Here is a 13,661-nt window from a genome sequence, read left to right on the forward strand (position 1 = left end):
CGCAGACGGTGTTATCCTGCCGGGTACCCACTGCGTTCGAGGTACTGGCGACGGTAATATTCCAGATATTCACCCGATTTGATCGGTCGCCACCATGATTCGTTCTCGACAAACCAGCGTACCGTCTTTTCCAGCGCTTCGTCGAAGGAGTGGCGTGAACGCCAACCCAACGCTCGCAACTTCGAGCAATCAAGCGCATACCGGCGATCATGACCGGCCCGGTCGGCGACGTGCTGGATCAGGCTGTGCGGTTTACCGAGAATATCGAGAATCTTGCGCGCCATTTCGATGTTTGGGGTCTCAACTTCGGTGCCAACATTGTAGACTTCACCGATCTGACCTTTGTGCAGCACGATGTCAATCGCTTCGCAGTGATCAAGCACGTACTGATAGTCGCGTACCTGCAAACCATCACCGTAGATCGGTAGCGGCAGGTTATCGATAGCATTGGTCGTAAAGAGAGGAACGGCCTTTTCAGGATAATGATATGGCCCGATATTGTTTGAACCGCGGGTAATCGTGATCGGCACCCCATAGGTGATGTAGTAGGCGTAAACCAGATGCTCGGCGCCGGCTTTGCTGGCCGAATAAGGGCTGCGTGGCTCAAGCGGGTCGCCCTCGCGCGAACGACGCGGCGCCGGGATGGCTCCATACACCTCATCGGTGCTGATCTGGTGAAACCGCTCCAGTTGCAATTCTCGCGCCACCTCAAGCAAAGCCCACGTTCCATTCACATTAGTTTGCACGACGGCATCAGGAGCCATAATCGAACGGTCAACATGGGTTTCGGCAGCAAAATTGACGATGGTGTCGATATCATGCGCGCGCACTGCCGCGCGCACTGCCTCAATATCACAAATATCACCTCGCACAAACGCAAAGTTTGGATGATCGGCAACTGGGGCCAGGTTGGCCAGATTACCGGCGTAGGTCAGCTTATCGAAGACAACAATCCGGTAATCGGCATATTTGGCCAGCATGTAATGAACAAAATTGCTGCCGATAAACCCGGCCCCGCCGGTAACAAGCAGATTTCGCATGGTGATAATTGACCCTTTCGCTACGAGCTATTGACGCTATGGCGTTCGATTGCGCAGAACGGCCTGTGAGACCAATCGCGCCGATACGTTGCCTAAACCAAGAGACCCTGATCTAAATCTATTCTTCGGTAAAGATGCGATTTTTGGCCCGCGATTCGGCGGCCATCCGCTCTTTGTAGGCCAGCACTCGCGCCAGTAATTCAGGATCGGCGCTGGCCAGAATCTGTACGGCGAGCAAACCCGCATTGCGACCATTACCAATAGCAACGGTTGCCACCGGCACGCCAGCCGGCATTTGCACGATTGACAGGAGCGAGTCAAGACCATTGAGCGCCTTTCCCGGCACCGGTACACCAATCACCGGCAACGGTGAATGGGCCGCGATCATGCCGGGCAGGTGGGCCGCGCCACCGGCGCCGGCGATGATAACCCGCAAACCACGCTGGTGGGCAGTCATGCCGTACTCGGCCATATCGAGCGGCGTGCGATGGGCCGAGACAACGCGCGCTTCGTAGGGAATGGCAAATTCGCGACAGACATCAATTGCGCCTTGCATAATCGGTAGATCGCTGTCGCTACCCATGATAATGCCAACAAGCGGATGATCGGACATAACAATTCCCTGTTACGCGACAATCAATTCTGATTGGGGAGAGCCGAGCAGACAGGTTAGCATCTCCTATCTACATCGCAATGCTGTGCATGCATCATCAGCGATCGGGCATGGCTACGAGGTCAGCAGCCTGACGAGCGATTGCTTCGGCTTCGGTCAGGGTTGCTCCCAATGCAGTGACATGACCCATCTTGCGCCCAATGCGCTCTTCACGTTTGCCATAGAAGTGGAGATGCGCGCCGGGCACGGCCAGAGCAGCCGTGATTGCGGTAGCATCGATTGGGCCGTTACGCTGGCCGAGCAGATTAACCATCACCGCTGCCGGCGCGCGCATAGCAGGCGAGCCTAACGGCCACCCCAACACGGCACGCAAATGGTTTTCAAACTGAGAGGTGACACAGGCCTCAATCGTGTAGTGCCCGGAATTGTGCGGTCGCGGCGCCAGTTCGTTGATCAACACCTGTCCATCAGCCAGGGCAAACAACTCGACGCCAAAGATCCCAACTCCATCAACAGCTTGAATTGCAGCGACGGCCAGTTCAGTGGCGCGATCCGCCATGGCCGGCTCGATTGCAGCCGGGGCGTACACAATATGGCAGATATGATTACGCTGCACCGTCTCGACCACCGGGTAGACGGCAGTTATGCCATCGCGCCGGCGGGTGACCATCACGGCCAATTCGCGCGAAAATGGCACCCATGCCTCAACCAGCAGAGGACTCCCGCCGCGCGTAAGCCGTTCCCATGCCGGTGTAACATCAGCCGGACTGCGCAGCGTTGCGTTGCCATAGCCATCGTAGCCGTTGCGACGGGCCTTAAGCACGAGCGGCCAACCAAATTCCTGGGCAGTGGTCAGCACCTCATCCGGCGAGGAAACTGCGCAAAACGGTGGCACAGCAAGCCCCGCTGCTGCGAGCCGCTCCTTCTGCCACAATTTATCTTGCACCACGGCAACTGTTGCCGGCGTCGGCCAGACCGGCGTGCCCAACGCAACGACCCGCTCGAGTAAACCAGCATCGATGAACTCATTTTCCAGCGTGATCAGATCGCATTGACGGGCAAAGGCAGCTAGCACCGTTTCATCTTCCCAAGGCCCGACAATGGAATGCTGCGTGTAACGCGCCGCCGGACTATCAGGCGCTCGTTCACAGATCACAACTTCAACGCCTAAACTGATGGCTGCCTGCACTAACATTTGCGCCAACTGGCCGCCACCAAAGATACCTACCCGCATACGCTTCCTGACCTGCTATCTCGTCGCCACAGTGGATATAGTACCGTCAGACTACCAGATGCGCAAGCCAGACACAATTGCGCTCCCGTTCAGGCAAACGCTGATTGCAGTATGGCACTCTGCGAGAGCAGACCATTCGGTTCAGCACAGCAGCGCATTATTTCCGCTATAATACAGACAGTAGCAACAACCAGGGCAAGGAGCATTGGATATATGTCAATTTCTTCACGCAGCAATCGTCGCCGTTCAACCCAACGCCAGAATCCGGTGCGTCGTCCGGTCGCGCGAACTGTCGAACCACCGGATTACAGTCGCGAATACGCTGATGTGCGCCAGGATTTGATTTGGATCACCATCCTTGGGGGCATATTGACGATTGGGATGATCGCGGCTTCGTTTGTGATCTAGCGTTTGGCTTCGTGATGCAGATGAAACTCTGGCACAGGCAACCAGTCCTGTCATAGCAGTATCATCTGACGGTTGATACTGGGACGGGCTATGAGTGAGTTCAATCACCGTTTGCGGAGCAAAGCCGCCCGGTTGCGTAATCTCGAACACAAACTGTACAACGCACCGCCGCGCGGTTATAGCGTGATCGAACTCGCCAAACTGTGCGGCGTCAACCGGCGCACCATCTACCGCGATCTCGAAACGCTGAGTGAGGCCGGAGTACCGATCTGGCAACACAACCGCAGATATGGCCTTAACCGTGACGCCTACCTCGCCACTATCCGGCTCAATCTGAATGAAGCCATTGCCCTCTTCTTTGCAGCGCGTCTGCTGAGTCATCACAGTGACGAACACAATCCGCATATTGTCTCGGCGCTTGATCAACTGGCTGCGGGTCTACCCGATCAAACAATTGCCAGTCACATTGCCCGTCTTGCCGACATTGTGCGCGCGCGTCCCCCCAATCCGCACTACATACACACGCTCGAACTGCTGACCCGCGCCTGGGCGGATCGGCGAATGGTGCGGATTCGATACCGGGCGCCGAACCGTCCACCAACCGAGCGCGAGATTGCGCCCTACTTCCTTGAAGTCACCCGCACCACGCCAGGCGTATACGTCATCGGTTACGACCGATTGCGCAACGATATGCGCACCTTCAAAGTAGAACGGATCGAGTCCGCCGAACTGATCGATGAGCAGTTCAGCATTCCGGCAGGCTTTGATCCTTATGAGCGATTAGCGCGGTCGTGGGAAGTGATGAACGAGGCAGAAGTAGCGATACATCTGCGCTTTAGCCCAACTGCGGCGCCGCGCGTGCGCGAGAATCGCTGGCATCACAGCCAGCAATTGATCGACAATGCGGATGGGGGCTGCGACCTGTACCTGACCGTTGCCGGCATTCGCGAGATCTTAGGCTGGGTTTTGAGTTGGGGGCCAGAAGTTGAAGTGCTGGCTCCAGAGGAACTGAGGATCGAAGTCATCAGCAATGCTCACCGCATCCTGGCTCAATACGGTGAGATACGCTAAGCGAAAAAACAATGCATGCGTTGGCGGCAACGCATGCATTTCTGGAGAGTATGCCAGACTGAACCGATGGCCAGTCCTTCCTTACTCAGTTTCTTCGCCGTAAATCTCTTTGAGCAGGCTCTTCTTCTTTGGCTGTTCACGGCTAGCGCGGCGAGATTCGCGCTCACTCTGGCGTTCCTGGGCAATATTGAGCCGACGCATGAAGCGATCGACCTGACCGGCGGTATCGACGATGCGCTGCTCACCGGTGTAGAACGGATGGCAATTGGCGCAGATTTCAACCCGGAGATTGGGGCGGGTCGAGCCAATCTTCCACACCGTGCCACACGTGCCGCAAACAATACCGTCAGTGTAATATTTGGGATGAATACCCTGTTTCACCGTCGTATCCTCTCTAACTGGCAGCAGCTTCGGTTGCCGCAACAGGTATCACGCTAACCATCTTCTGGGTGCGCGAATAGTGACCAAACTGCACCACACCATCAACGAGGGCGTAGAGTGTCCAGTCGCGACCAACACCGACATTCGCGCCCGGCTTAATCTTAGTGCCACATTGACGCACGATCACATTGCCGGCGCGCACGCGCTCGCCACCGAAGCGCTTGACACCGCGCATTTTCGGATTGCTATCGCGGCCATTGCGCGAGCTACCTACACCTTTTTTGTGTGCCATTGTTCAAGCTCCTCTAGGCGACGATCTCGCTGATGCGAATCTGCGTATAGCGCTGGCGATGACCGGTGCGGCGGCGATAGCGGGTCTTGTTACGGTAACGGAAGACCACGATCTTATCACCCTTCTGCTCGCCCAACACCTCGGCGCGCACCACTGCGCCTTCCACCAGCGGCGAGCCGACCTTTACCTGCTCCGCATCACCCACCAAGAGCACTTCATCCAGCTCGATTTGGCTGCCCGGCTCGGCATTGATCAGGTCAATAGTCAAAACCTGACCTGGCTCGACCCGGTATTGCATACCACGGTCACGAATAATCGCATACACGGTCTTCTTCTCCTTGGGGCGACGCTCAAACAGCGTCGAGACAACATGAAAACAGAGCGGTTAGACCGCCCTTCGCCTTGCGTAGTATAGCAAAGGCCGGGCATAGTGTCAAACTATGTGCTACGGGCAATGCGCGCCATCTCTTCACAGACGCGCAGAGCGGCAATGCGCGCCCAACCGAGCGAGGCATTGGCGCCGATTGCCAGCAGCAAGATGAGATCTTCCACCGAGGCCATGATGATATTCTGATCCTGGCCTTCATGAATGACCAGATGACCGGGTTGCTGCTGACCCAAATGGCGACCAATTTCGGCCAGGGCAAGAGTGTTGCCGGCAGCCAGTGCAGCCACGACCGTCACATTAATATCACGCCGACGACTCCAGTGACTCAAGACTAACCCGCTCATATCGGCTAAAATCGCACATTGCACATCAGGCGCGAGAGCGAGATCTTTGAGCGACTGGCGCATCTGTTCGAGCTGGGCTTCCGAGTAGCTCCGCCCAACCCGTCCACTTTGCTGGGGCGTAAGGCGCATCGCTACCGATGACGGACTGCCCGGTTGCGTTTGGGCAGGTTGGCGCGCGCGCAATGCGGCTAACCGCTGGCTAAAGCGGCTGCCACTCGCTGGTTCTGATGGCGCAGATTCGGCTCGACCGGCACTCGTCAATGGTTTGATTGGGTCAAGTAGCGTTGCGGCAGTCAGACGCAACTGCTCGGCGGTGGCCGGTTTGGCCAGTACATAGTCGATCTGCAATTCAGCTTTGAGCCGCGGTGTCAAATCTTCCGGACTGATGGTGAAGACCACAATCGCAGTGCCAGGATCGAGCTGACGAACACGTTGAATCAGTTCGATACCGCTCATGCCCGGCATATGCAGATCGGTAAGGAGCAGATCAACCGGCTGACGCGAGATGTGCAGCAACGCTGCTTCTGCCGATGAGACATCGCTGACTTCGTAGGACGTTTCTTCGGTCAAAGCCAGGGTGACCAGCCGACGAATGTTTGGATCATCATCAACAATTAAGATGCGCTTCGACATAACCGCTCCGGCGAACGCAACGCCGCGCCATCTGGCGCGGCGGCGGCATGGACGTCGTGCATCTATAGTATAGCCGGTTCTGGCCGGTTTTGTCGCCCGGATAGCGGTACTATTTTTGGGTCATTACGGTGCCCACTCCACTCTGTCATAGCGATACAGCGACAGGTGAGATACGCCAGTCTACCCATTTCGCACATTATGCGTTATCAGCCGCTGAACCGTTCACAATCCGGATGTGTAGTTCTTTCAACTGGCGCTCATCCACCGGCGACGGCGCATTGGTCATCAGGTCAACCGCCTGCTGGGTTTTGGGGAAGGCCATCACTTCCCGGATCGTCGGTTCGCCAGCCAAAATCATCACCAGCCGATCGATACCGGGAGCGATACCGCCGTGCGGCGGCGCGCCATATTCGAAGGCTTCAAGCATATGACCAAATTGAGCTTGCGCCTGATCTTCACTGATGCCGAGTAGCGAGAAGATTTGCTGTTGCACATCACGACGGTGGATACGAATGCTACCACCACCTGCCTCATAGCCGTTGAGAATGAGGTCGTAGGCCTTTGCCCGCACCTTGCCGGGATCGGTAGTCAGCAGATGCAGGTCTTCATCTTTGGGTGCGGTGAACGGATGATGCACGGCATCCCAGCGCTGTTCGTCGGCATTCCACTCCACCAGCGGAAAATCAACCACCCACGCGAAGCAAAGGGTATTGGGGTCGGCCAGATCGAGTAACTCGGCCAGTTTGCGGCGCAATTTATCGAGTGAAGCGGCTACCACTGCCGGTTGATCGGCCACCAGCAAGAGCAAATCGCCGGGTTGAGCAGCCATCCGTTCAGCAATAGCAGCAAACTCACCAGGAGCTAGATTCCTGGCAAAACTTGAGCGAATCTCACCGCCGTCAGCCGGTAACACAGCCCACGCCAGACCTCTAGCGCCACCGGCCCGAGCTACCTCGGCCAGCTCATCAATCTGCTTCCGCGAGAAGGTCGCGCATCCCGGCGCGCGGATTCCTTTGACCTGCCCGCCATTAGCCAGCGCCGCGCGGAAGACCTGGAATGGGGTTTCCGCCAGCAGATCGCTTAGATTGACCAGTTCCAGATCGTAGCGCAGATCGGGCTTATCTGAACCGTAACGTTCCATTGCCTCGGTGTAGGTTAAGCGGCGGAACGGGGTCAGCAGATGCTTGTGCGGAGTTATCGCGCGGCAGAGCGCCGTAAAGAGCCGTTCGATCAGATCGAGCACATCTTCCTGATCGACGAAGCTCATCTCCATATCAAGCTGAGTAAACTCAGGCTGGCGGTCGGCGCGCTGATCTTCATCACGGAAACAGCGCGCAATCTGAAAGTATTTATCGTAGCCGGCCACCATCAACAACTGTTTGAGCTGTTGCGGGCTTTGCGGCAGGGCGTAAAACTTGCCCGGATGCAACCGTGACGGCACCAGATAATCGCGCGCGCCTTCTGGGGTTGATTTAATCAGGATCGGAGTCTCGATTTCAACAAAGCCTTCGGCATCGAGAAAGTCGCGAATAAATTTCACCACACGATGGCGCAGGATCAGATTGCGCTGCATCCGTTCACGACGAAGGTCGAGATAGCGATACTTCAGGCGCACTGCTTCATCTTCACCGCCTTCTTTGGCAATATAAATCGGCGTCGTGCGGGCTGGATTCAAGACCTGCGCTGCATGGGCAACCACTTCAATCTCACCGGTGGCGAGATCTGGATTGACCGCTTCGGGCGGGCGAATCCGCACCTCACCCCGCACCTGAACTACATATTCCGAACGCACCGTCTCGGCCACAGTATGCGCCTCAGCATACGCGCTGCTAAACACAACCTGCGTGATCCCATAACGATCGCGCAAGTCTATGAAGATGAGATCGCCATGATCGCGCCGGCGATGCACCCAACCGGCCAGTGTCACCTCTTGACCGGCGTGAGCGGGGCGCAATTCACCACAGGTATGTGAACGGTACATAGACTCTCCTGCCGGATCGACAGCGGCAAAGTTCTTCTAGCCGTCGCATTATAACACAGGCCTTGCGCCGATTTTCATCCATCGATCTGCTGAATCAGATCGGTCAGCCACCGAGTGGTAGCGCCAACCGGTAACCGGTCTAACGCCTCTCGCGCAGCAGCTTGCTGTTCAGACAGCGCATTGCGCGCCGCCGGCAAACCAGCAGCCCGGATCAGTGGTAACGCTGCCGCGACCGTCATCGAGGTGGGTTGGGTGAAGACTGCATGTAACACTGGATCGAGCGGATCATCTGCTGCCAGGAGCAATGCCAGCGGCACATGACCGGTCTGCAACCGCGCTCCATCAGCTTCCAGATCGCGGATTTCGGCGACCAGTTGTCGGGCCAGACCGAGATGCAGACCGAAACGCGCTGCCGGTTCCAGCAATGATTCGGGCAAACCACCGCACAACACACCGGCCTGAGCTGCCGCACTGAGCAAAGCGCCTGACAGAGCTTCGGCTCGTTGCCAGTACACTGCCAGTGCCGCTGCGCGCGGTGTCAGGCTGGTCACGGTGGTAAGCTGACCCTCGCAAATGCGCATCACTGCCTGGGAATAGAGGCCGATAATGCGTGGATCAGGACTGCGCGCCATTTCACCAGCAGCCAGCGCAAAGAGGTAATCTCCCACCATTAACGCGACACCGTGATCCCATGCGCCATTGGCAATCTGCCCACGGCGACGAGCCTGTTCATCAATCAAATTGTCATGGGTACGGGTAGCGGCCTGGATCAATTCAACCGCAGCCGCAGCATGGGCGACTTGTTCATCAACGTGATGACCAAGCCTGGCAATTGCCAGCACAATCAGCGCGCGCAATCGATCAGAGGGATCGGTAATCAGATGTGAATCGACCAGCGTGATTACCGACAACCGCGCGCGCGTTCGCTCGCGCAACAGGCTCTCGACGCGCAAGAGATCGTGATGCAATTCCGGCGGAATGGTCAGATTCATGGCGCATTCCAGGTTTGGTGTCGTTTATCCACTGTGAGGAAAGATACGCTATCCCCGCGCCACTGTCAACCGCCTGACCGGACAATGGCCAGACTGAATAGCAATCCACCATCGTGTCAGTCTTGCGCGCCAGTTTGACACTTCAGCAGCTCAGGTTCACAATACAGGTATCACCTATTCAGCCGGAAACGGAGGTGGAGCGTGACATTTAACCCCTCTCGCCTTGGACGGGCCATCGGCATCAGTGTTGGCGCAATTGCGGCGCTCGCCGGCGTAGGCGCACTGGTTGCTCTGCGGCGTCCCTTGCCACGCACAAACGGGCGGATCAAACTACCCGGCTTGCGCGCGAGGGTCGAAGTTCGCCGTGATCGCTGGGGCATTCCGCATATCTACGCCGAGCATAATGAAGATCTCTTCTGTGCGCTTGGTTATGTGCATGCGCAAGATCGGCTCTGGCAGATGGAAATGCATCGCCGGATTGGGCATGGGCGGTTAGCGGAAATCTTCGGACCGGTTGCGATAGACTCCGACCGTTTTATCCGCACGCTGGGTTTTAGTCGCATTGCCCGCCGGGAAGCAACGTTGCTCGACGACGAGACTGCGACATTGATGACCGCCTATCTGCGCGGCGTCAATGCGTTGATCGAGCATACCGGCAACCGTTTGCCACTGGAGTTTACCCTTCTCGGCATCCAGCCGCAGCCGTGGGAATTGACCGATCTGCTGGTCTGGCCGAAGATGATGTCATTGACACTTGCGGCCAACTGGATGCAAGAGCTGTTACAGGCGCAGATTGTCGCAACTGTTGGTATCGAACGGGCGAGCGCACTGCTTCCGCGTTATCCCGAAGATGGGCCGCTAACGATCCCGGCTGGAGCGCACTACACCCCGGATATGGGTGCCGCCGCTCTGCAACTGGCCAGCGAAGCCGCTTTCTTTACCGGTGAGACCGAGACCCCACAAGGATCGAATGCCTGGGTGGTGGCGGGCAAACGTACTACCAGTGGCCGACCCTTGCTGGCAAATGACCCCCACCTGAATCTCTCGTTGCCGAACCTATGGTATCAAGTGCATCTGGAAGGTGGTGATTTTCACGTCGCCGGCGCAACGATTCCTGCAACCTGCGGAGTGATCATCGGCCACAATCAACGCATCGCCTGGGGAGTAACGAATGCCCGCACGGACAATCAGGATCTCTTCATCGAGCGTTTTGACCCTGCCGATCCACTCCGCTACCGCTGGCGCGATGAATGGCTGACTGCCGAACTGGTGCAAGAGACGATTACGGTCAAAGGGCAGGCTGAACCGGTTGTGATTGATGTCCGCATCACCCGCCATGGCCCGATCATCGATCCGGTAGCCGGCGCGCTGCGCGGTGAAACCCCTGCTTCCGGTGAAGAAAGCATAGCCCTGGCGCTGCAATGGACTGCGCTCGAACCATCTGCGCTGACCCGCGCTGTGCTGCGGCTCAACCGTGCCCGCAACTGGGAAGAGTTCCGCGCCGCTCTGACCGATTGGGACACACCACCACAGAACTTCATCTACGCCGACATTGACGGCCATATCGGGTACTGTCTGGCCGGTCGCCTGCCTGTTCGCCGTCGCAGCGACGGTATGCTGCCGGTGCCCGGCTGGAATGGAGAATACGAGTGGGAAGGAATGATCCCATTTGCCGAGCTACCCAGTCAGCTCGATCCACCAAACGGGGCCATTGTTACTGCCAATCATCGGATTACTGCCGAAGATCGGCCCACGAGCGCGCCAATTCACGGTTCCTGGCTCAACCCATACCGCGCCCAGCGCATTCAGGATCTGCTTGCGGCCACAAAACAACACGATGCGCGCAGCTTCGCCCGCATTCAAAACGATGTGCTTTCCCTCCCCGGCAAGGCGCTGGTCGAACAGGTTGCCCGTCTCAATCTTGAACCTGGCATGGAGCAGCGTGTCCGTGACCTCTTTGTCACCTGGGACGGTCAGCTTCGGGCCGAGAGTGTCGGGGGAGCAATTTATGAAGGCTTACGTTATCATCTGCTGCGAATTGTTTATCAGGAACTGGCCGATCTGTTCCGGGTTCCAGCAGCGCTAGGCACATTCAGCGTCCTGCCAGCCAATATTTACCTTGAAAGAGCGCTTCCCATGATCCTGACCCGGATGGCAACGCAACCGCTCGATCAACCTGACGAATGGTTGGGGAATGGACGCACCTGGGGCGGCGTTTTGCGGGCTGCGCTGGCCCGCACCGCTGCCGAACTACGCGAGCGTCTCGGCCCTGACCCGACCCGCTGGCAGTATGGTCGAATCCATTCCCTAACTCTACGGCATCCATTAGGCAGCGTGCCAGCCTTAACACCGCTTTTCAACCGCGGGCCATGGCCTATGGGTGGCGACATCGATACGGTCAATCATTGCTACATTCCACGCGACACTGCCGGCATGCAAATCTACAACGCGCCATCGGTGCGCTTCATTCTTGATTTGAATGATTGGGATGCTTCGCGGGCCATTTTACCTGCCGGTCAGAGCGGCCATCCGGCCAGCCCTCACTACGCCGATATGACGGCAGCCTGGCGCGCCGGGGCATACCATCCATTGCTCTGGACTCGACCCGCAGTTGAACGACATACCGCTCACGTGTTGACATTAACGGGCGAATGAACAACCTCTTCCAACTGATTGCCGATCTTACCGACCAGTCAGTATGGCTGGTCGGTGGCGCTGTGCGCGAATTGCTGACCGGCAACACTCCCACCGACATCGATCTTGCCGTCACCGGTAGTGGCCTGGCGCTGGCCAAAGCGATTGCCGATGCAGGTGGCGGCGCGTTCGTTGCCCTCGACCGCGAGCGCGATACCGGACGCGCCGTTTTACCCGACAATATTACGATCGACTGTGCAACTTTACGCGCCGACAATCTGATCGCCGATCTCAGCTTGCGCGACTTCACGATTAATGCGCTCGCCCTTCCTCTAACTGCGGCGCTGACCGGCGACTGGGATGCCCTGATTGATCCCCTCGGTGGGCGCGATGATCTGGCTGCCGGTCGTCTCCGACTCTGCTCGCCAGACAGTCTGCGCGATGATCCGTTGCGCATCGCGCGCGCAGGCAGATTTCGAGCTACTCATCGCTTACAGCCCACGCCTGACCTCATTGAGGCAGGCCGCCTGGCGGCGCCTTTGCTCGTTAACACAGCCGTTGAACGCATCCGTGACGAGCTGCTCAAACTGTGTGATGGGCCGGTCGCTGCTGCCGGCATACAGCTACTTGATGAGATGGGAGCACTTACGGTCATCTTTCCAGAACTTGAGCCGGCTCGCGCCTGCGAACAACCGCGCGTACATTTTCTACCGGTTCTCGCCCATATGATTGAAACGGTTGCCGCGCTTGACTGGCTAATTGACAACGGCGATCCACCGATAGCCGCGCAAACCCACCCCCATCTGAGCCGCAACATACCATTTGCAGCTCAGTATAGTGCGCTGCTCGATCAGCGTCGAGGGATTGCGCGGCGGGCTGCGTTGCTCAAACTGGCGGCACTCTTGCACGACAATGCCAAACCACACACCAAAGTGAGTCATCCTGATGGCACTGTCACCTTCTACGGTCACCAAAGTCTAGGCGCGGAAACAGTAGCTCAGATCGGGTATCGGCTACGGTTCAGCCGCGCCGACACCGCCTACCTCGTAAGCATCGTCAAAGAGCACATGCGTCCGGGACAAATGCGCGACAGCGGGCAATTGAGTGAACGAGGAATCAACCGCTTTTTCCGAGACACGGGCGATAACGGCCCAGACATCTTACTCCACGAACTGGCCGATCATCTGGCGACGCGCGGGCCGTGGCTCGATCCGGTAGCCTGGAGTCATCATCTGGAATGGTTAGGGTATGTGCTGGAATATTACTGGAATCCGCCGGCGCCGCCGCCACCACCACTGATCCGCGGCCATGAGTTGATGGCCGCGTTGCAGCTAGCGCCTGGGCCGGAAGTAGGTCGATTATTGCGTTTAATTCACGAGGCCCACCAGGCAGGAGAGATTCACAGCGCGGAAGAAGCTCTGGCTCTTGCCCGCGCGCTGCGGGCAGAGCAATCGTAAACGACACCTAGCGTGGTCGGCGAGGCAAGCGGATCCGATCAGTTTGCTGGCGTTCGGTCACAGGTGGGTGATCATCATCAAGCAACGGCAACAAGGCCAGCGTCAGCACAATCATCACAAACAACAATACTGAAGGCAATAGCGGTAGTAAATCAGACATAACATGCCTCCCGTTACGATGCCATCGACAATA

General features: G+C 57.5%; 14 protein-coding genes. 4 read left to right on the forward strand and 10 right to left on the reverse strand.

Annotation, left to right across the window (positions count from 1 at the left end):
* Positions 1-11 precede the first annotated feature (11 nt).
* The 3 genes from rfbB to Q0650_RS17305 form a co-directional block, all read right to left on the reverse strand.
* On the reverse strand, positions 12-1,040 hold the full coding sequence (rfbB, locus tag Q0650_RS17295) for a dTDP-glucose 4,6-dehydratase (RefSeq protein WP_298821252.1): 1,029 nt from the start codon (positions 1,038-1,040) through the stop codon (positions 12-14).
* Positions 1,041-1,158: 118 nt separating this feature from the next.
* Positions 1,159-1,653: a 5-(carboxyamino)imidazole ribonucleotide mutase gene (gene purE / locus Q0650_RS17300; protein ID WP_298821254.1), complete on the reverse strand. Its 495-nt coding sequence runs from the start codon at positions 1,651-1,653 to the stop codon at positions 1,159-1,161.
* A gap of 97 nt (positions 1,654-1,750) precedes the next feature.
* Positions 1,751-2,887, reverse strand: coding sequence for a 5-(carboxyamino)imidazole ribonucleotide synthase (locus tag Q0650_RS17305; RefSeq protein ID WP_298821256.1), 1,137 nt, complete (start codon positions 2,885-2,887; stop codon positions 1,751-1,753).
* A gap of 213 nt (positions 2,888-3,100) precedes the next feature.
* On the opposite strand from Q0650_RS17305, the gene Q0650_RS17310 reads away from it, so the two are divergent.
* Together Q0650_RS17310 and Q0650_RS17315 are read left to right on the forward strand one after the other, a co-directional pair.
* A complete protein-coding gene (locus Q0650_RS17310; RefSeq protein WP_298821258.1) occupies positions 3,101-3,295 on the forward strand; it encodes a hypothetical protein in 195 nt (64 codons plus the stop codon).
* 90 nt (positions 3,296-3,385) lie between these two features.
* On the forward strand, positions 3,386-4,366 hold the full coding sequence (locus tag Q0650_RS17315) for a YafY family protein (RefSeq protein WP_298821259.1): 981 nt from the start codon (positions 3,386-3,388) through the stop codon (positions 4,364-4,366).
* Positions 4,367-4,447: 81 nt separating this feature from the next.
* Here the strand turns inward: Q0650_RS17315 and rpmE are convergent, their stop codons facing one another.
* The 6 genes from rpmE to Q0650_RS17345 form a co-directional block, all read right to left on the reverse strand.
* Positions 4,448-4,747: a 50S ribosomal protein L31 gene (gene rpmE, locus Q0650_RS17320; RefSeq protein ID WP_333691690.1), complete on the reverse strand. Its 300-nt coding sequence runs from the start codon at positions 4,745-4,747 to the stop codon at positions 4,448-4,450.
* Positions 4,748-4,760: 13 nt separating this feature from the next.
* Positions 4,761-5,039 carry a 50S ribosomal protein L27 gene (gene rpmA / locus Q0650_RS17325; protein ID WP_298821261.1) on the reverse strand — a complete coding sequence of 93 codons (279 nt, stop codon included), beginning with the start codon at positions 5,037-5,039 and terminating at the stop codon, positions 4,761-4,763.
* A 13-nt stretch (positions 5,040-5,052) separates the two neighbouring features.
* Positions 5,053-5,364: a 50S ribosomal protein L21 gene (gene rplU / locus Q0650_RS17330; RefSeq protein WP_298821263.1), complete on the reverse strand. Its 312-nt coding sequence runs from the start codon at positions 5,362-5,364 to the stop codon at positions 5,053-5,055.
* Between the two features lie 113 nt (positions 5,365-5,477).
* Positions 5,478-6,404, reverse strand: coding sequence for a response regulator (locus tag Q0650_RS17335; RefSeq protein ID WP_298821265.1), 927 nt, complete (start codon positions 6,402-6,404; stop codon positions 5,478-5,480).
* A gap of 196 nt (positions 6,405-6,600) precedes the next feature.
* Complete coding sequence (gene aspS / locus Q0650_RS17340) at positions 6,601-8,385, reverse strand: aspartate--tRNA ligase (RefSeq protein WP_298821267.1); 1,785 nt, start codon at positions 8,383-8,385, stop codon at positions 6,601-6,603.
* A 74-nt stretch (positions 8,386-8,459) separates the two neighbouring features.
* Complete coding sequence (locus Q0650_RS17345; protein WP_298821269.1) at positions 8,460-9,377, reverse strand: polyprenyl synthetase family protein; 918 nt, start codon at positions 9,375-9,377, stop codon at positions 8,460-8,462.
* A gap of 201 nt (positions 9,378-9,578) precedes the next feature.
* Here Q0650_RS17345 and Q0650_RS17350 point away from each other — a divergent pair, with 201 nt between their 5' ends.
* On the forward strand, positions 9,579-12,032 hold the full coding sequence (locus tag Q0650_RS17350; protein ID WP_298821271.1) for a penicillin acylase family protein: 2,454 nt from the start codon (positions 9,579-9,581) through the stop codon (positions 12,030-12,032).
* On the forward strand, positions 12,029-13,468 hold the full coding sequence (locus tag Q0650_RS17355) for an HD domain-containing protein (protein WP_298821273.1): 1,440 nt from the start codon (positions 12,029-12,031) through the stop codon (positions 13,466-13,468). The genes Q0650_RS17350 and Q0650_RS17355 overlap by 4 nt, the downstream gene beginning before the upstream one ends.
* 7 nt (positions 13,469-13,475) lie before the next feature.
* Here the strand turns inward: Q0650_RS17355 and Q0650_RS17360 are convergent, their stop codons facing one another.
* On the reverse strand, positions 13,476-13,628 hold the full coding sequence (locus Q0650_RS17360; RefSeq protein ID WP_298821275.1) for a hypothetical protein: 153 nt from the start codon (positions 13,626-13,628) through the stop codon (positions 13,476-13,478).
* Positions 13,629-13,661 lie beyond the last annotated feature (33 nt).

This window comes from uncultured Chloroflexus sp. (assembly GCF_937129525.1).
Taxonomy (GTDB): domain Bacteria; phylum Chloroflexota; class Chloroflexia; order Chloroflexales; family Chloroflexaceae; genus Chloroflexus.

What these genes read in the sequence shown, in the direction of transcription:
- Q0650_RS17355 (WP_298821273.1), top strand. Translation starts at nt 12,029, where the DNA reads ATGAACAACCTCTTCCAACTGATTGCCGATCTTACCGACCAGTCAGTA.
- aspS (WP_298821267.1), bottom strand. Translation starts at nt 8,385, where the DNA reads ATGTACCGTTCACATACCTGTGGTGAATTGCGCCCCGCTCACGCCGGT.
- purE (WP_298821254.1), bottom strand. Translation starts at nt 1,653, where the DNA reads ATGTCCGATCATCCGCTTGTTGGCATTATCATGGGTAGCGACAGCGAT.
- rpmA (WP_298821261.1), bottom strand. Translation starts at nt 5,039, where the DNA reads ATGGCACACAAAAAAGGTGTAGGTAGCTCGCGCAATGGCCGCGATAGC.
- Q0650_RS17345 (WP_298821269.1), bottom strand. Translation starts at nt 9,377, where the DNA reads ATGAATCTGACCATTCCGCCGGAATTGCATCACGATCTCTTGCGCGTC.
- Q0650_RS17305 (WP_298821256.1), bottom strand. Translation starts at nt 2,887, where the DNA reads ATGCGGGTAGGTATCTTTGGTGGCGGCCAGTTGGCGCAAATGTTAGTG.
- rfbB (WP_298821252.1), bottom strand. Translation starts at nt 1,040, where the DNA reads ATGCGAAATCTGCTTGTTACCGGCGGGGCCGGGTTTATCGGCAGCAAT.
- Q0650_RS17335 (WP_298821265.1), bottom strand. Translation starts at nt 6,404, where the DNA reads ATGTCGAAGCGCATCTTAATTGTTGATGATGATCCAAACATTCGTCGG.
- Q0650_RS17315 (WP_298821259.1), top strand. Translation starts at nt 3,386, where the DNA reads ATGAGTGAGTTCAATCACCGTTTGCGGAGCAAAGCCGCCCGGTTGCGT.
- Q0650_RS17360 (WP_298821275.1), bottom strand. Translation starts at nt 13,628, where the DNA reads ATGTCTGATTTACTACCGCTATTGCCTTCAGTATTGTTGTTTGTGATG.
- Q0650_RS17310 (WP_298821258.1), top strand. Translation starts at nt 3,101, where the DNA reads ATGTCAATTTCTTCACGCAGCAATCGTCGCCGTTCAACCCAACGCCAG.